The organism is Streptomyces sp. NPDC052101, from assembly GCF_040680235.1.
In the GTDB taxonomy this organism is placed as follows: domain Bacteria; phylum Actinomycetota; class Actinomycetes; order Streptomycetales; family Streptomycetaceae; genus Streptomyces.
On sequence record NZ_JBFAWH010000001.1, the window covers coordinates 667,284 to 685,007 of the forward strand.

The following is a 17,724-nucleotide window of genomic DNA, read 5'->3' on the forward strand; positions in this document are numbered from 1 at the left end:
ATCCTCCCCGGCACCGCTGTCGGGTAGTGCTGGGTCGTGCAGGGTCATGCTGGAAGTGCCGACAGGTATAGTCCACTTTCGGTCGACTGAGCAAGATCGAATGCAGGGTTCGCGTCGGGTCTTTTCCGAGTTGAGACCTCGGGGAATGATGAGCCCCCCGCAGGTGGCCTGGCACAAAAATTCGCGACATAAGTCCCTGAATGCCACACCCAACACCCTTGACATCACGGGCCACTTGGCGACCTACTGGTTCCTGCGCCTCATGGTGACAACGTTGTCGGGAGGGGGCGCAGGAGGGGAATCCGTAGATGCAGCGGAGAACTCGGCACAGATGGGGTCCGGCGGTCGTCCTCACGGCCGCCTTTGTCATGGCCGTCGGCGCACAGGGTGCGGCGGTCGCCCTGCCCGCCAAGGCTCCGGCCGCCGACCGGGCGTTCGCATCCTCGTTCGAGACGGGCGATCCGGCACCCGACTGGCTGAACACCGTCGACACCGGACCGGACGGCAGGAAGCGCGCCTCGGGTGTCGACGGCGGCTACAGCACCGGCATCCCGGGCAATGTGACCGACCATGTCACCGATGTCCGGGCGAGCGGCGAGAACACGGGCGCGGGCGAGGTGAAGGAGAACCTGGTCGACGGCGAGCCCGGCACCAAATGGCTGACCTTCCAGCCCACCGGCTGGGTGGAGTTCGACCTCGACCAGCCCATCAAGCTCCGGACGTACGCGCTCACCTCGGCCAACGACTACGACCAGCGCGACCCGAGGGACTGGACGCTGCTCGGCTCCACCGACGGCAAGGACTGGAAGACGGTCGACACCCGCTCGGACGAGAACTTCACCGAGCGCTTCCAGACCAAGTCCTACGACCTGGCCGAGCCGGCCGCGTACCAGCACTTCCGGCTGGAGGTCACGAAGAACAACGGCGCCCCCGACATCCTGCAGCTCGCCGATGTGCAGTTCTCCACCGGCGGCGCGGGCGGCCCGGTGCCGCAGGACATGCTGACACTGGTCGACAAGGGCCCGACCGGCTCGCCCACGGCCAAGGCACGGGCCGGATTCACCGGAACGAGGGCACTGCGCTACGCCGGGCGGCACACGGCGGGCGGCCGGGCGTACTCGTACAACAAGGTCTTCGACGTGCGGGTGAAGGTCGGCGACGACACCCAGCTGTCGTACCGCATCTTCCCGTCGATGGCCGACGGCGACCGCGACTACGACGCCACGAACGTCTCCCTCGACCTGGCCTTCACGGACGGCACCTATCTGAGCGACCTGGGCGCGCTGGACCAGCACGGATTCCCGCTGTCGCCGCGCGGGCAGGGCGCGTCGAAGTCGCTGTACGTCAACCAGTGGAACAACGTGGTCGCGCGGATCGGCTCGGTGGCGGCCGGCAAGACGGTCGACCGGATCCTCGTGGGGTACGACTCCCCCGACGGGCCGGCGAAGTTCCGGGGCTGGATCGACGACGTGTCCCTGAAACCGGTTGCCGCGGAGAAGCCGAAGGCGCATCTGTCGGACTACGCGCTGACCACGCGCGGCACCAACTCCAGCGGCAGCTTCTCGCGCGGCAACGACTTCCCGGCGACCGCGCTCCCGCACGGTTTCAACTTCTGGACGCCGGTGACCAACGCGTCCTCGCTGAGCTGGCTGTACGAGTACGCGCGTGCGAACAACGACGCGAACCTGCCGACGATCCAGGCGTTCAGCGCGAGCCATGAGCCGAGCCCCTGGATGGGTGACCGGCAGACCTTCCAGGTGATGCCGTCGGCCGCCGCCGGGACTCCGGACACCGGGCGCGAGGCGCGCGAGCTGCCGTTCCGGCACGAGAACGAGACCGCGCGGCCGTATTACTACGGAGTCCGTTTCGAGAACGGCCTGAGGGCCGAGATGACCCCGACCGACCACGCGGCGGCGCTGCGCTTCACCTACCCCGGCGACGACGCGAGCGTGCTGTTCGACAACGTCACCGAGCAGGCGGGGCTGACCCTCGACAAGGAGAACGGGGTCGTCACCGGTTACTCGGACGTGAAGTCGGGCCTGTCCACCGGGGCGACCCGGCTGTTCGTGTACGGCCAGTTCGACAAGCCGGTGACCGACGGCGGATCGAGCGGGGTGAAGGGTTACCTGCGTTTCGACGCGGGCGCGGACCGCACGGTCACACTGCGCCTGGCGACCTCGCTGATCAGCGTCGACCAGGCCAAGGACAACCTGCGCCAGGAGATCCCGGACGGCACCTCCTTCGACACGGTCAGGCAGCAGGCCCAGCGCACCTGGGACAAGCTGCTCGGCAAGGTCGAGGTGGAGGGCGCGACCCCGGACCAGCTGACCACGCTGTACTCCAGCATGTACCGGCTGTACCTGTACCCGAACTCGGGCTTCGAGAAGGTCGGGGACGCCTACCAGTACGCCTCCCCCTTCTCCCCGATGCAGAGCCAGGACACCCCGACCCACACCGGTGCGAAGATCGTCGACGGCAAGGTGTACGTCAACAACGGTTTCTGGGACACCTACCGGACCACGTGGCCGGCGTACTCCTTCCTCACGCCCTCGCAGGCGGGCGAGATGGTCGACGGGTTCGTGCAGCAGTACAAGGACGGCGGCTGGACCTCCCGCTGGTCCTCCCCCGGCTACGCCGACCTGATGACCGGTACCTCCTCGGACGTGGCGTTCGCCGACGCCTATGTCAAGGGCGTGCAGTTCGACGCGAAGGCGGCGTACCAGGCGGCCCTGAAGAACGCGACCGTGGTGCCGCCGATGTCGGGCGTGGGCCGCAAGGGCATGACCACCTCGCCGTTCCTCGGCTACACCAGCACCGCCACCACCGAGGGCCTGTCCTGGGCGATGGAGGGATACGTCAACGACTACGGCATCGCGAAGATGGGCGAGGCGCTGTTCCAGAAGACGGGCGACAAGCACTACAAGGAGGAGTCCGAGTACTTCCTCAACCGCGCCCGCGGCTATGTGAACCTGTTCGACCCCAAGGCGGCCGGAGGCTTCTTCCAGGGCCGTGACGCCCAGGGCGACTGGCGCGTCGACTCCTCGACGTACGACCCGCGCGTGTGGGGCTACGACTACACGGAGACCAACGGCTGGGGTTACGCCTTCAGCGTCCCGCAGGACAGCCGGGGCCTGGCCAACCTCTACGGCGGCCGGCAGGCTCTCGCCGAGAAGCTCGACGCGTTCTTCTCCACCCCGGAGACCGCCTCGCCGGAGTTCGTCGGCTCCTACGGCGGTGTCATCCATGAGATGACCGAGGCACGGGATGTCCGGATGGGCATGCTCGGGCAGTCCAACCAGGTCGCGCACCATGTGTCGTACATGTACGACGCGGCCGGCGAGCCCTGGAAGACCCAGTCGGCGGTCCGCGAGATCCTCTCCCGGCTCTATGCCGGCAGCGAGATCGGGCAGGGCTACCACGGCGACGAGGACAACGGCGAGCAGTCGGGCTGGTACCTCTTCTCCGCGCTCGGCTTCTACCCCCTCGTCATGGGCAGCGGCGAGTACTCCGTCGGCTCCCCGCTGTTCAAGAAGGTCACCGTGCATCTGGAGAACGGCCACGACCTGGTCGTCAAGGCGCCGCGGAACAGCGCGAAGAACGTCTACATCCAAGGTGTGACGTTCAACGGCCGCCCCTGGAACTCCACTTCGCTCCCCCACGCGCTGCTGTCCAAGGGCGGGGTGCTGGAGTTCGCCATGGGCGCCGAGCCCTCGACATGGGGCACGGGCAAGGACGCGGCCCCGGTCTCCATCACCCAGGACGACAACGTCCCGGCGCCCCGGCAGGACGTCCTGAGGGGCGACGGGCCGCTGTTCGACAACACCTCGGCCACGGACGCCACGGTCGGCTCGGTGGACCTGCCGGTGCCCGGGGCGGTGAAGGCCGTCCAGTACACGCTGACCTCGTCCACCGACCACACCAGGGCGCCGACCGGCTGGACCCTCCAGGGCTCCGCGGACGGCAGCTCCTGGAAGACCCTGGACCACCGCTCCGGGGAGTCCTTCACCTGGGACCGCCAGACCCGGGCGTTCACCATCGCCGCGCCGGGCACCTACACGAGGTACCGGCTGGTCCTGGACGGCACGGCGACGCTGGCGGAGGTGGAGCTGCTGGCCTGACCCGGGCAGGGAAAGAGGGGCGGGCCGGTCCGGGTCCGCCCCTTTCCTGTCCTGGGTCAGCCGGTGGCCAGGGTGAACACGTGCAGGTCGCCGTCGTGCGGGAGCCGGATGCTCGCGACGGCCTTGCCGTCCGGCGCCGTGAACGGCTTGGTGGCGAAGACGTAGGACGCCACCGGGTCCCGGCCGCCGCCCGCGACATTGCGGTACGGCGCCCTGGCGACCACCTCGTTGCCGTACCGGACGGTGCCGGCTCCGCCGCCGACGGTCCAGTCGGTGAAGGACAGGTCGACGGTGTCGGTCGTGCCGTCGGTGTAGGTGACGGTCGCCCTGGTCCGCTGGTCGCCGTTGACCGCGCTGCCGATGAAGGACAACGCGCCTGCGGGGCGGGGCAGTTCGATGGCCTGGCCGGTTCCGGAGGCGTTGTCCGGGCGGCCGTCGGGCGAGCCGGGCCAGGTGAAGGTGAGCCCGTCGACCGTGGACCGGCCGCCCGGGGTCAGGCCGGCCGCGGCGAGGGCCTGGCGGGAGTAGCTCCAGCCGCCGCCGTCGTAGTCGGCCTCGTCGTGGTTGCCGTTGTCGTCCGAGATCCCGGTGTTGTCGTAGGCGGCGAGCAGGGTGCCGGGGGCGGCCACCGTGAGCGAGACCGGCTGCTCGTACGACGTGTCGCCCGAGGTCACCGTGACCTCGGCGTCGGCGAAGCCCTGCGCGGCGTCCCCGGCGGCGGTGAGCGTGATCTCCTGGACGCCGCCGGTGACCGTGCCCCCGGCGGGCGTGGCGGTGACGCCGGGCGGGGCGTCCACCCGGAAGCGCACCTCGGGGCCGGTGCCGCCGTTCAGGGACAGGGCGCGGATGACGGTCTTGGTGCGGGCGCCGGGCGCGAGCGTGGCGGCGGTGGGGCCGACGCCGATCTGGTAGGGCTGCTCGCCCTCGCGGAAGGACGGCGGCGGGCTGTCCGCGCCCCAGGCGCGGTCCGGGGTGGCGGACAGGGTGTAGTCGAGCCGGCCGCCGTCGCGGACGAAGGAGGCCGGCAGCCAGGGACGGTCACTGGTGCGGCCGTCGACCCGCAGGGACCGGACGTACGGTGCGCCTGGTGCCGCGCCCCTCGCGTGGATGGAGATGTCGTTGCCCTGCGGCCGGCTGATCTCCACGCGCTCGAACAGCGGTGAGGCGAGGACGAGTTCGGCGCGGGAGGGCACCTGCGGGTACATGCCGAGGGCGGCGAAGACGTACCAGGACGACATCGCGCCGAGGTCGTCGTTGCCGGGGATGCCACCGGGCGCGGCCGACCACAGCTGCCGCATCGCGGCCCGTACGGTCTCCTGTGTCCTGTAGGGAGCGCCCGCGTAGTCGTACAGGTAGGGGACGTTGATCGACGGCTCGTTGTCCAGCTCGGACTTGGTGCCGCCGTGGCCGGTGAAGGCCCAGCCCCCGTGGGCGTCGTGGAAGAAGTCGTCGAGCCGTGCGAGGGCCTTGTCCCGGCCGCCCATCGCGGCGAACAGGCCCGCCGGGTCGTGCGGGACCATCCAGGTGTACTGGGCCGCCGAGCCCTCGACGAAGCCGTTGCCGGTGTCCGGGGTGAAGCCGGTGACCCAGCTGCCGTCGGCCCTGCGGTCGGCGATGTAGCCGCCGCCGGGGTCGGCGGCGATGTCGAAGCTGTTCTGCCACCAGTGGGCGCGCCGGGCGAAGGCGGCGGCGGTCTCTTTCTCCCCTGCCGCCGCCGCGAGCTGGGAGAGCGAGAAGTCGGCCGTGGACATCTCCAGGGTCTCGGCGGCGCCGCCCCAGGCGCTGGAGACGCTCGGCATGTAGTGCAGCCTGAGGTACGTGTCCAGGGACGGCCGCTGGCCGGCGGACAGCACCGGCCTGCCCGCCGGGGAGCGGTCCTGCTCGGTGGGGACGGTGGCCGCCTCGACGAGGGAGCCCAGCGCGCCGGGCAGATCGAAGTCGGTGCCGCCGAAGGCGCGGATGCCGGCCAGCGCGGTCGGCGAGGGGTCGCCGTTCATGACATGGGTGCCGCTCGCGCCGTGCAGCCAGCGGTCCCAGACCCCGCCGTTCTGTCCGGCCAGCTCGTACAGCGACTGGGCGATGTCGGAGCCGGTGCGCGGGTCGAGCAGGGTGAGCAGCTGCACCTGGTCGCGGTAGACGTCCCAGCCGGAGAAGGTGCCGTACTGGGCGAGGTGGCCGTGGCCGACCCGGTGCGGCCTGCCGTCGCTGCCCCGGTAGCGGCCGTCGGTGTCGCTGATGACGTTCGGGTGCAGCAGCGCGTGGTACAGGGCGGTGTAGAAGGTGGTGCGGTCGGCGTCCGTGCCGCCGCCGACACGGATCGCGCCGAGCCGCTCGCGCCAGGCCCCGCGGGCCGCGCTCGCGACCGCGTCGAAGGAGCGGCCGGGCGGGTTCTCGGCGGCGAGGTTGGCCTCGGCGGCCGCCTTGCTGACGTAGGAGATGCCCACCTGGACGCCGACCGGGCCGGTGCCGGGTACGAACTCGACATAGCCGCCGGCGCCCTTGCCCGCGACGGGTCGCCCGCCGTGCGCGAAGCCGCCGGTGCCGCCGGACGCCGTCAGGGAGCCGGGGTTCAGCTTGTCGTCCCGCCAGGTGCCGGCGTTCTTGAAGGCGCGGTCGAAGCGGGCGGTGAAGTACAGGGTGTAGTAGGCGCGTCGGCCTTCGGGGTCGAGGTAGCCGCAGAAGTCACCGGAGGTGACCGAGCCGGAGACGGTACGGCGCCGCGGGTCGATCGTGACGGACGAATCCGCCGAGCCCACCTCGGAGTTGGCGGTGCGCACCAGCAGCGAGGCGGGCTTGCCGGCCGGGAAGGTGAAGCGGGCCGAGCCGGTGCGTGCGGTGGCGGTGAGGTCGGCGGTGGCCCCGGAGGCCAGGCCCACCTTGTAGTGGCCGGGCTCGGCGGTCTCGTCGGCGTGGGTGAAGCCGGAGGCGTAGACGGCGTCCTCGGTGTCGCTCGCCGGGGAGGAGGTGACCTCGCCGGCGTACGGGAAGAAGGGGATGTCGCCGCTGCCGCCCGCGCAGCCGGTGCCGGACATATGGGTGAGGCTGAAGCCCCGGATGCGGGTGGTGTCGTACTGGTAGCCACCGGGCGCGGCGGTTCTCGTGGCGGCCCCCGGGGTGTTCTCGGGGCTCCAGGAGAGCATGCCGAAGGGCACGACGGCGCCCGGGAAGACGTTGCCGCCGTTCTTGGTGCCGATCAGCGGATCGACGTAGCGGGTGGGGTCCTTGACGAGGTCGGGGGGTGCGGCGGCCGCCGCGAGGGCGGGGGTGGCTCCGCCGAGCGCGAGCACGGCGGCCGTCAGCAGGCACAGGGATCTGAAACGCATGGGGCCCTTCCTGACGGACGGGCCGCGCACCACAGGTCGCACAAGCCGCAGGGACAGTAACGTGCGCCACCGGTACCACGGGAGACCACATACGCCCCGGCTGACACCCGCCGGGATCACCCGGTCGGGCTACTCCAAGTGGGTTGACATCGTTGTCGGTTGAGGCGGTAGAGTCGTGTACGGACCATTGGACAACGTTGTCTCACTCCGCAGGACGACGTCACAGGCCGGCACCACCCGGGCGGGTGTCCAACCGACCCCCCTCCCCCGTCCGGCTCGCGGACCCGGTGCACACGACCGCCGGGTCCGCCCAGAGCGACCGGGATTCCCGGGCCGCACAAACCCGCCGCCACCGTGACCCGAGGGGTGAGAGTCTCCTTGTGCGACGCACGAGGCGAGGAAAATGTGCCCGCGTCACGAAACGGCCATAGGCAGCGGGACCGACCAGTGCTACAAATGCCGCATGTCGGATGCATCCGCCCGATTCAGGCGTAGCTTCTGGCGCTTCAAGGCCGGCAGGAGTCCGCGCAGTGTCGCCGGGCAGGTCTTCCTTCTGCAAGTGGCGCTTGTGGTCCTGCTCGTGGTCTGCGGCGTCATCGCTCTCGTCCTGCAGTCGGAACGTGACACCAGCACCGAGGCCAGGCGCCGGTCGATCGCCGTCGCGCAGACCTTCGCGCACTCCCCCGGCGTGGTGCAGGCGCTGCACACCCCCGACCCGTCCAAGATCCTCCAGCCCCTGACCGAGGCGGCACGCAAGTCCGCGGGCGTCGACTTCATCGTGGTCATGAACACCCAGGGCATCCGCTACACCCATCCCATGCCGAGCAAGATCGGGCATCGGTTCGTGGGCCGGATCGGCCCGTCACTGGCCGGGAAGGTCTACACCGAGGAGGTCCACGGGCCGCTCGGCCACGAGGAACAGGCGACCGTCCCGATCTACGACACCCACGGCAAGGTCGTCGCCCTCGTCTCCGCCGGGCTCAAGGTGAAGAACGTGAACGTCCAGGTGGACCGCCAGCTGCCGATCATCCTGGCCGCCGGGGCCGGAGCGCTGGTGGTGTCGACCGGCGGTACGGCACTGGTGGGCCGGCGGCTGCGGCGGCAGACGCACAGCCTGGGGGCGGACGAGATGACCCGTATGTACGAGCATCACGACACGGTGCTGCACTCGGTGCGCGAGGGCGTGCTCATCGTCGGGGACGACGGCCGGCTGCTGCTGGTCAACGACGAGGCCAGACGGCTGCTGGAGCTGCCCCCCGACGCCGAGGGGCGCACCGTGCGGGAGCTGCCGGGTCTCGACCCCGCGACGGTGGAGCTGCTCGTCTCCGGGCGCGCCGCCTCCGACGAGGTGCACTTCGCCGGGGGACGGCTGCTGGCCGTCAACCAGCGGCCCACGGACCGCACGGGCGGCCCCAGCGCGGCCGTGGTGACCCTCCGCGACTGCACCGAGCTGCAGGCCATCACCGGCCGGGCCGAGGTGACGCGGGAGCGGCTGGAGCTGCTGTACGACGCCGGACTGGGCATCGGCAGCAGCCTCGACGTGGTCCGGACGGCCGACGAGCTGACGCGGGTCGCGGTGCCCCGCTTCGCCGACTTCGTCACCGTGGACGTGGCCGACGCCGTGCTGCACGGCGAGGAGCCGGCGCCCACGGCGACGGACATGCGGCGCATCGCGGTGAGCGGCATACGGGACGATCACCCGCTCTACGAGAAGGGCCGGCTGATCGACTTCCTGCCCTCCACTCCGCAGGCCCGCGGCTACAGCGCCGGCCGGTCCGAGCTGGTGACCGACCTGTCGACCGCCGACGGCTGGACCGCGCAGGATCCGCAGCGCGCCCGGCAGATCCTCGACTACGGCATCCACTCGCTCATCGCCGCGCCCATCCAGGCCCGCGGCATCGTGCTGGGCATGGCCAACTTCTGGCGTTCCAAACGGGAGCCCTTCGACGCGGAGGAGCTGTCGCTGGCCGAGGAGCTGGTGGCGCGTGCCGCGGTCAGCATCGACAACGCCCGCCGGTACACCCGCGAGCACGCCCTGGCCGTGACCCTGCAGCGCAGCCTGCTGCCGAGGGCGCTGCCCGCGCAGAGCGCCCTCGACGTCGCCTACCGCTATCTGCCCGCGCAGTCGGGTGTGAGCGGCGACTGGTTCGATGTGATCCCGCTGCCGGGGAGCCGGGTGGCGCTGGCCGTCGGCGATGTGGTCGGGCACGGTCTGCACGCCGCCGCGACGATGGGCCGGCTGCGGACCGCGGTGCACAACTTCTCCACCCTCGACCTGCCGCCCGACGAGCTGCTCAGCCATCTGGACGACCTGGTCGGCCGGATCGACCAGGACGAGGCCTGTCCCGAGACGGCCGGTGAGATCGTCGGCGCCACCTGCCTGTACGCGATCTACGACCCGGTGACGCGCCGCTGTGTGATGGCGCGGGCCGGGCATCTGGCGCCCGCGCTGATCGCGCCCGACGGCAGCGTCACCTTCCCGGATCTGCCGGCCGGGCCGCCGCTGGGCCTGGGCGGCATGCCGTTCCAGACGGCCGAGTTCGAGCTGGCGGAGGGCAGCCAGCTCGCGCTGTACACCGACGGTCTGGTCGAGGACCGCTCGCGCGACCTGGACGTGGGGATGGAGCTGCTGCGCCGGTCGCTGGCGGGTCACCCCGACCGGCCGCCGGAGGAGAGCTGCCGGGCGGTGCTGGAGGAGCTGCTGCCCGAGCGTCCCGCGGACGACGTCGCCCTGCTCATCGCACGCACCCGGGCGCTGCCGGCCGAACAGGTCGCCGACTGGGACGTACCGCACGACCCGGCCGCCGTGTCCGGGATGCGCGCCGCCGTGTCCGAGAAGCTGGCCGAGTGGGGCCTGTCCGAGCTGGGCTTCGGCATGGAACTGGTGCTGAGCGAGCTGATCACCAATGCCATCCGCTATGGCTCCGATCCGATCCATGTGCGGCTGATCCATGACCGCACGCTGATCTGCGAGGTGTCCGACGGCAGCAGCACCTCGCCGCATCTGCGGTACGCGGCGACGACCGACGAGGGCGGCCGGGGCCTGTTCCTCGTCTCCCAACTGGCCGAACGCTGGGGCACCCGGTACACCCCTCAGGGCAAGGTGATCTGGGCCGAACTGACCATCCCGGACCTGGACGCACTCCTGGCGGAGTGAGGAGGGGCCGGGGGTCAGGCCGACGTGCTCAGGGGGTGGGAGGTGGGGCGGCCGGCCGGGGGTGGTGGAGCGGGTGCCGGGAGAGCGACCGTGAACTCGGTCCGGCCGGGCACGCTGTCCACGTGGACGGCGCCGCCGTGCGCGCGGGTGATCGCCGCCGTCACGGCTAGCCCCAGCCCCGAGCCGCCCTCGCCGAGGCCCGCGCGGGTACGGGAGGCGTCGGCGCGGGTGAACGGGTCGAAGACCGCGGGGAGCAGGTCGTGCGGGATGCCGGGGCCGTCGTCGCGGACCCTGACGGTGTGGTGGCCGGCGGTGGTCCCGACGCTGACGGTGACCGTCGTACCGGGCGGGGTGTGCACCCGGGCGTTGGCCAGCAGCGCGGACACCGCCTGCCTCAGCCGTGGCCCGTCGCCCATGACCGGGAGCGGGGGCCTTGGGGGAAGCTCGATGCGCCACACGTGGTCCGGGCCGGCCGCGCGAGCGTCCCGTACCGCCTCCGCGACCAGTATCGCGAGGTCCACCTCGGCCGTCTGCGAGGGCCGGTCCTCGGCGAGGCGGGCGAGCAGCAGCAGGTCCTCGACCAGGCCGGTCATCCGGGCCGACGCCACGCCGATCCGGCGCCAGGCGAGATCCGCTGTGGCCGGTGCGGCGCCGCGGTTCATCAGCTCGGCGTAGCCGGCGATGGAGGCGAGCGGGGTGCGCAGTTCGTGACCGGCGTCGGCGATGAAGCGGCGCATGCGTTCCTCGCTGCGCCGGCGTTCGGCGAACGAGGCCTCGACCTGGTCCATCATGCGGTTGAGGGCGGCGCCGACCTGGCCGGCCTCGGTGCCGGGGTCGGCATCGGGTGCGGGGACCCGGGCGAGGCCGGCGGGCCGGTCCGGTCCGAGCGGCGTCCGGGCGACCTCGGCGGCGGTGGCGGCGACCCGGCCGAGCGGGCGCAGCTGCCGTCGTACGGCGAGGGCGCAGCCGCCGCCCGCGAGGGCGAGCGCGACGGCGGTGGCCGCGGCCTCGATCCGGACGAGTCCGTCGAGGGTGTGCCGCAGGTCGTCCATGGGCAGGCCGGCCAGGACGCGGATGCCGCTCGCGTCGAGGACGGTGACGCGGTAGGTGCCGAGGCCGGGGACGGTGCGGGTGCGGGTGGTGCCGTCGTCGGGAACGCCGGTGAGAGCGGAGCGCTGGGCCGCGGTGAGCGGGCCGGGACCGTCGTCCCGGCGGACGACCGCTCCGGCCAGGATCTGTCCGCCGGGGCCGAACCGGGCGGCGAGCAGTCCGGACGGATGGCCGCCGGTGCGCAGGAAGGTGAGGTCGCCGGGGCGTTCGGGGTGGCGCGCGGCACCGGTCACCCCGTGCACGGCGGCGTCGTTCACCCGGTCGTCCAACTCACCCATCAGGTAGGCGCGTTGGGCGAAGACGGTGGTCAGCCCGAGCGCGCCGCACACGCAGACGACGATGGCGGTGAGCAGGAGCAGCAGGCGGCGCGTCATCCTGGGGCTCCTCTGCGCGTTCTTGCCGGCATGGAGCAATGCTGTACCGGTCCGCTGAGGGAAGGCTGTGTTCCACCTGAGCCGCGGCGATGACCTGGTCGCGGTACGGCTGAGGGCCGCACCCCCGGCTTTCGGGGATGCGGCCCTCAAGTGCCGTGCCGTACCGCTTACTTGCGGATCAGGTTGCGCAGCACGTACTGCATGATGCCGCCGTTGCGGTAGTAGTCGGCCTCACCGGGGGTGTCGATGCGGACGACCGCGTCGAACTCGACACCGGTGTCGGTGGAGACCTGGACCGTGCTCGGCGTGGTGCCCTCGTTCAGCGTGACGACGTCGATGATGGAGAAGGTCTCCTCACCGGTCAGGCCGAGGGACTCGGCGGACTGGCCCTCCGGGAACTGGAGCGGCAGCACGCCCATGCCGATGAGGTTCGAGCGGTGGATGCGCTCGTACGACTCGGCGATGACGGCCTTGACGCCGAGGAGGGCCGTACCCTTGGCCGCCCAGTCGCGGGACGAGCCGGAGCCGTACTCCTTGCCGGCCAGGACGACCAGCGGGGTGCCGGCGGCCTGGTAGTTCTGCGAGGCGTCGTAGATGAAGGAGACCGGGCCGCCCTCCTGCGTGAAGTCGCGGGTGTAGCCGCCCTCGGTGCCCGGCGCGATCTGGTTGCGCAGGCGGATGTTGGCGAACGTACCGCGGATCATGACCTCGTGGTTGCCTCGGCGGGAGCCGTAGGAGTTGAAGTCACGACGCTCCACACCGTGCTCGGTGAGGTACTTGCCGGCCGGGGTGTCGGCCTTGATGGCGCCGGCCGGGGAGATGTGGTCGGTGGTGACCGAGTCGCCCAGCTTGGCCAGGACGCGGGCACCGGTGATGTTCTCGACCGGGGCCGGCTCCATGCCCATGCCCTCGAAGTACGGGGGCTTGCGGACGTAGGTGGACTCGGCGTCCCACTCGAAGGTGTTGCCGGTCGGGACCGGGAGCGCCTGCCACTGGGCGTCGCCCGCGAAGACGTCGGCGTAGGACTTCTCGAACATGTCCTCGCCGATGGCGCCCGCGACGACCTCGTTGACCTCGGCCTCGGTCGGCCAGATGTCCTTCAGGTAGACCGGGTTGCCGTCCTGGTCGTTGCCCAGGGCGTCACGGGTGATGTCCACCTTCATGGAGCCCGCGATGGCGTACGCGACGACCAGCGGCGGGGAGGCCAGGTAGTTCATCTTGACGTCGGGGTTGATCCGGCCCTCGAAGTTCCGGTTGCCGGAGAGGACCGAGGTGACCGCGAGGTCGTGGTCGTTGACGGCCTTGGAGACCTCCTCCGGCAGCGGGCCGGAGTTGCCGATGCAGGTGGTGCAGCCGTAACCGACGAGGTTGAAGCCCAGCTTGTCCAGGTACGGGGTGAGGCCGGACTTCTCGAAGTAGTCGGTGACGACCTTCGAACCCGGGGCGAGGGTGGACTTGACCCACGGCTTGCGGGTCAGGCCCTTCTCGACCGCCTTCTTGGCGACCAGGGCGGCGCCGATCATGACGTACGGGTTGGAGGTGTTGGTGCAGGAGGTGATCGCGGCGACGGTGACGGCGCCGTGGTCGATCTCGTACGTCGTGCCGTCGGGGGCGGTCACGGTGACCGGACGGGACGGGACGCCGTCGACGGAGGCCGGGGCGTCGGACGCCGGGAAGGACTCCTTGCCGGCCTCGTCGGCGGTGTCGACGTAGTTGCGGACGTCGAGCGCGAACTGCTGGGCGGCGTTCGCGAGGACGATGCGGTCCTGCGGGCGCTTCGGGCCGGCGATGGACGGCACGACCGTGGACAGGTCCAGTTCGAGCTTCTCGGAGAAGTCCGGCTCGGCCTTCGGGTCCAGCCACAGGCCCTGCTGCTTGGCGTAGGCCTCGACGAGCGCGACCTGCTGCTCGCTGCGGCCGGTCAGGCGCAGGTAGTTCAGGGTCTCGTCGTCGATCGGGAAGATCGCGGCGGTGGAGCCGAACTCCGGCGACATGTTGCCGATGGTGGCGCGGTTGGCGAGGCTCGTCGCCGCCACACCCTCGCCGTAGAACTCGACGAACTTGCCGACCACACCGTGCTTGCGGAGCATCTCGGTGATGGTGAGCACGAGGTCGGTGGCGGTGGTGCCGGTGGGCAGCTCGCCGGTCAGCTTGAAGCCGACGACGCGCGGGATGAGCATGGAGACCGGCTGGCCGAGCATGGCGGCCTCGGCCTCGATGCCGCCGACGCCCCAGCCGAGGACGCCGAGGCCGTTGACCATCGTGGTGTGCGAGTCGGTGCCGACCAGGGTGTCCGGGTAGGCCTTGCCGTCGCGGACCATCACGACACGGGCCAGGTGCTCGATGTTCACCTGGTGGACGATGCCGGTGCCCGGCGGGACGACCTTGAACTCGTCGAAGGCGGTCTGGCCCCAGCGCAGGAACTGGTAGCGCTCCTTGTTGCGGCCGTACTCCAGCTCGACGTTCTGCTTGAAGGCGTCGTTCGTGCCGAACTTGTCGGCGATGACGGAGTGGTCGATGACCAGCTCGGCCGGCGCCAGCGGGTTGATCTTGGCGGGGTCGCCGCCCAGCTCCTTCACGGCCTCACGCATGGTCGCGAGGTCCACGACACAGGGCACGCCGGTGAAGTCCTGCATGATCACGCGGGCCGGCGTGAACTGGATCTCCTGGCTGGGCTGGGCCTGGGAGTCCCAGCCGCCGAGGGCACGGATGTGGTCGGCGGTGATGTTCGCGCCGTCCTCCGTGCGGAGCAGGTTCTCCAGCAGGACCTTGAGGCTGTACGGCAGGCGGGCCGAGCCCTCCACCTTGTCCAGCCGGAAGATCTCGTACGACTCGTCGCCCACCTGCAGCGTGCTGCGGGCGTCGAAGCTGTTCGCCGACACGACAGTCTCCTTCATTGATGTGCGCGTACCACCGTCAATCGTGCCGCCATGCCTACTTGGCCGATCCAGTAAGGTAAGGCTAAGTTAGGTCACCCTTACCGGAGTGGCGGCTACGGTGCGCCTCGGCAGATATCTCGATGTCGAGATAACTCTAGTACATGGGGGCTGGATGGTCATGCCCGGCCGGGCCCAGGGCTCAAGCAAAGGTGCACCCATCCGTTGATAACGGCACTTCGCCGACAAAGGGGAACACTGCGGCATTCGACACGGAGTGCCGCGTCCGGACCGGTCACTGACGTGTCGTCACTCGAATGGACCCCCTTGACGGGCACCATCTCATATCTGAGATAGCCTCAACCCCATGGCAGACGACTACCTCGTACGCATCGGCAAGCTCATCCGTGACGCTCGGCAGCACCGAGGCTGGACACAGACACAGCTGGCCGAGGCGCTCGGCACCAGCCAGAGCGCGGTGAACCGTATCGAGCGCGGGAACCAGAACATCAGCCTTGAGATGATCGCCCGAATCGGTGAAGCCCTGGACAGCGAGATCGTGTCGCTGGGCTATGCGGGTCCGATGCACCTGCGCGTGGTGGGCGGTCGCCGTCTGTCCGGCGCCATCGACGTGAAGACCAGCAAGAACGCCTGTGTGGCGCTGCTGTGCGCCTCGCTGCTGAACAAGGGCCGCACGGTGCTGCGCCGGGTGGCCCGCATCGAGGAGGTCTACCGCCTGCTGGAGGTGCTGAACTCCATCGGCGTGCGAACCCGCTGGGTCAACGACGGCGTCGACCTGGAGCTGGTGCCGCCCGCCGAGCTGGAGATGACGGCGATCGACGCGGAGGCCGCCGTACGCACCCGCTCGATCATCATGTTCCTCGGCCCGCTGCTGCACCGCATGGACGCCTTCAAGCTGCCGTACGCCGGCGGCTGCGACCTCGGCACCCGGACCATCGAGCCGCACATGATCGCGCTGCGCCGGTTCGGCCTGGACATCGCGGCCACCGAGGGCCAGTACCACGCGCAGGTCGACCGCACGGTCCGCCCCGTCCGCCCGATCGTGCTGACCGAGCGCGGCGACACCGTGACCGAGAACGCGCTGCTGGCCGCCGCCCGCCACGACGGCGTCACGGTCATCCGCAACGCCTCCTCCAACTACATGGTCCAGGACCTGTGCTTCTTCCTGGAGGCCCTCGGTGTCAAGGTCGAGGGCATCGGCACCACCACGCTCACCGTGCACGGCGTGCCGAACATCGACGTCGACGTCGACTACTCCCCCTCCGAGGACCCGGTCGAGGCGATGAGCCTGCTGGCCGCCGCCGTGGTGACCGAGTCGGAACTGACGGTCCGCCGCGTCCCCATCGAGTTCCTGGAGATCGAGCTGGCGGTCCTGGAGGAGATGGGCCTCGACCACGACCGCAGCGCCGAGTACTTCGCGGACAACGGCCGCACCCGCCTGGTGGACCTCACCGTGCGCCCCTCCAAGCTCGAAGCGCCCATCGACAAGATCCACCCCATGCCCTTCCCGGGCCTGAACATCGACAACGTCCCGTTCTTCGCGGCCATCGCGGCGGTGGCGCAGGGCAAGACGCTGATCCACGACTGGGTCTACGACAACCGCGCGATCTACCTCACGGACCTCAACCGCCTCGGCGGCCGCCTGCAGCTGCTGGACCCGCACCGGGTACTGGTCGAGGGCCCGACCCGCTGGCGCGCCGCCGAGATGATGTGCCCGCCGGCCCTGCGCCCCGCCGTCGTCGTCCTGCTGGCCATGATGGCGGCCGAGGGCACCTCGGTGCTGCGCAACGTGTACGTCATCAACCGGGGGTACGAGGATCTCGCCGAGCGCCTGAACTCTGTCGGGGCGCAGATCGAGACCTTCCGGGACATCTGACCTCAGCTCTGCCAAGTACCGCCGCATACCCGCCTATTCCGCTTATCGGCGAAATAGGCGGGTATGTCATGTGATGAACGGTCATCAGCTCGCTCGCCCCTGAAGAAGCTGGAGGGTCCATGGAGACACCGTGGGCAGGGCGTTACCAGGTGATCCGCGTGCCGGTACCCGACCCTCAGGTCCTGGCCGACTACGCCTCGCTTCCGCTTGACCCGTACGCCGGCGGCAAGCAGCGGCATCGCCGCTTCGCGCAGTACCGCATGGTCTTCGACCGGGCCCATGACGACTGGTCGCTCGAACTCCTGCCGCACCGTCCGTTCGTACAGTCCTCCCGGATCAACGGCTTCGCCGGTGGGGTGCTCCGTCACTTCGATCCGCTGCGCGTGAGCCTTGCCCCGCAGATCCTGGCGGGGGCCCGGGCACTGGGTCTCGACCGCGACGAGGTGTGGCAGCTGAACGTCCACCAGAACCGCCTGGTCGCCCGTGCCGGTGAGCGGGGTGTCTCGGTGCCGGAGGGACCGCACCGGGACGGCCACGACTTCAGCATGATCGCGGTGATGGACCGCAGGAACGTCACCGGCGGCCGCAATCAGCTGATGCCCTCCGGTGGCGGCGAGCCCTTCTTCGAGGTCACCCTCGAACCCGGCCAGGCTCTGGTCTTCGACGACGGTGCCCTGTGGCACCACGCCACCGACATCGCCGCGACCGGCCCCGCGCCCGGTCATCGCGACCTGTGTGTCGTGGCCTACAACCGCTGGTGCAACCGTGAATACGGCGCGGAGTACGAACGGCACGCCCTGGCCTGCGGCGAAAGCACACCCGTCGGCTGACGCGCATCGACCGGCGGCCGTGGTGCGGCCGCCGGTTCG

Annotated in this window: 7 protein-coding genes; 4 read left to right on the forward strand and 3 right to left on the reverse strand. The window is 70.5% G+C overall.

Translation table 11 applies throughout. The annotated features are described in order from the left end of the window. Positions 1–308: 308 nt before the first annotated feature. Positions 309–4,118, forward strand: coding sequence for a GH92 family glycosyl hydrolase (locus AB0L75_RS02930; protein ID WP_365174421.1), 3,810 nt, complete (start codon positions 309–311; stop codon positions 4,116–4,118). A 56-nt stretch (positions 4,119–4,174) separates the two neighbouring features. Here the strand turns inward: AB0L75_RS02930 and AB0L75_RS02935 are convergent, their stop codons facing one another. Next, the gene (locus tag AB0L75_RS02935) at positions 4,175–7,441 is read right to left on the reverse strand and encodes a GH92 family glycosyl hydrolase (RefSeq protein ID WP_365174424.1); all 3,267 of its coding nucleotides are present in this window, start codon (positions 7,439–7,441) and stop codon (positions 4,175–4,177) included. Positions 7,442–7,904: 463 nt separating this feature from the next. Here AB0L75_RS02935 and AB0L75_RS02940 point away from each other — a divergent pair, with 463 nt between their 5' ends. Continuing rightward, positions 7,905–10,598 carry a SpoIIE family protein phosphatase gene (locus tag AB0L75_RS02940; protein WP_365174426.1) on the forward strand — a complete coding sequence of 898 codons (2,694 nt, stop codon included), beginning with the start codon at positions 7,905–7,907 and terminating at the stop codon, positions 10,596–10,598. 14 nt (positions 10,599–10,612) lie between these two features. Here the strand turns inward: AB0L75_RS02940 and AB0L75_RS02945 are convergent, their stop codons facing one another. Together AB0L75_RS02945 and acnA are read right to left on the reverse strand one after the other, a co-directional pair. Continuing rightward, positions 10,613–12,082 carry a HAMP domain-containing sensor histidine kinase gene (locus AB0L75_RS02945; protein ID WP_365174429.1) on the reverse strand — a complete coding sequence of 490 codons (1,470 nt, stop codon included), beginning with the start codon at positions 12,080–12,082 and terminating at the stop codon, positions 10,613–10,615. Between the two features lie 167 nt (positions 12,083–12,249). Further along, a complete protein-coding gene (gene acnA / locus AB0L75_RS02950; protein ID WP_365174432.1) occupies positions 12,250–14,964 on the reverse strand; it encodes an aconitate hydratase AcnA in 2,715 nt (904 codons plus the stop codon). A 361-nt stretch (positions 14,965–15,325) separates the two neighbouring features. Here acnA and AB0L75_RS02955 point away from each other — a divergent pair, with 361 nt between their 5' ends. Further along, positions 15,326–16,855 (forward strand): UDP-N-acetylglucosamine 1-carboxyvinyltransferase, encoded by a 1,530-nt coding sequence (locus tag AB0L75_RS02955; RefSeq protein WP_365174435.1) that lies wholly within the window; start codon positions 15,326–15,328, stop codon positions 16,853–16,855. Between the two features lie 119 nt (positions 16,856–16,974). After that, positions 16,975–17,685: a 2OG-Fe dioxygenase family protein gene (locus tag AB0L75_RS02960; RefSeq protein ID WP_365174437.1), complete on the forward strand. Its 711-nt coding sequence runs from the start codon at positions 16,975–16,977 to the stop codon at positions 17,683–17,685. Positions 17,686–17,724 lie beyond the last annotated feature (39 nt).

Coding starts and splice junctions, on each gene's coding strand:
- AB0L75_RS02930 (WP_365174421.1), top strand. CDS start 309: ATGCAGCGGAGAACTCGGCACAGATGGGGTCCGGCGGTCGTCCTCACG.
- AB0L75_RS02935 (WP_365174424.1), bottom strand. CDS start 7,441: ATGCGTTTCAGATCCCTGTGCCTGCTGACGGCCGCCGTGCTCGCGCTC.
- AB0L75_RS02940 (WP_365174426.1), top strand. CDS start 7,905: ATGTCGGATGCATCCGCCCGATTCAGGCGTAGCTTCTGGCGCTTCAAG.
- AB0L75_RS02945 (WP_365174429.1), bottom strand. CDS start 12,082: ATGACGCGCCGCCTGCTGCTCCTGCTCACCGCCATCGTCGTCTGCGTG.
- AB0L75_RS02955 (WP_365174435.1), top strand. CDS start 15,326: ATGGCAGACGACTACCTCGTACGCATCGGCAAGCTCATCCGTGACGCT.
- AB0L75_RS02960 (WP_365174437.1), top strand. CDS start 16,975: ATGGAGACACCGTGGGCAGGGCGTTACCAGGTGATCCGCGTGCCGGTA.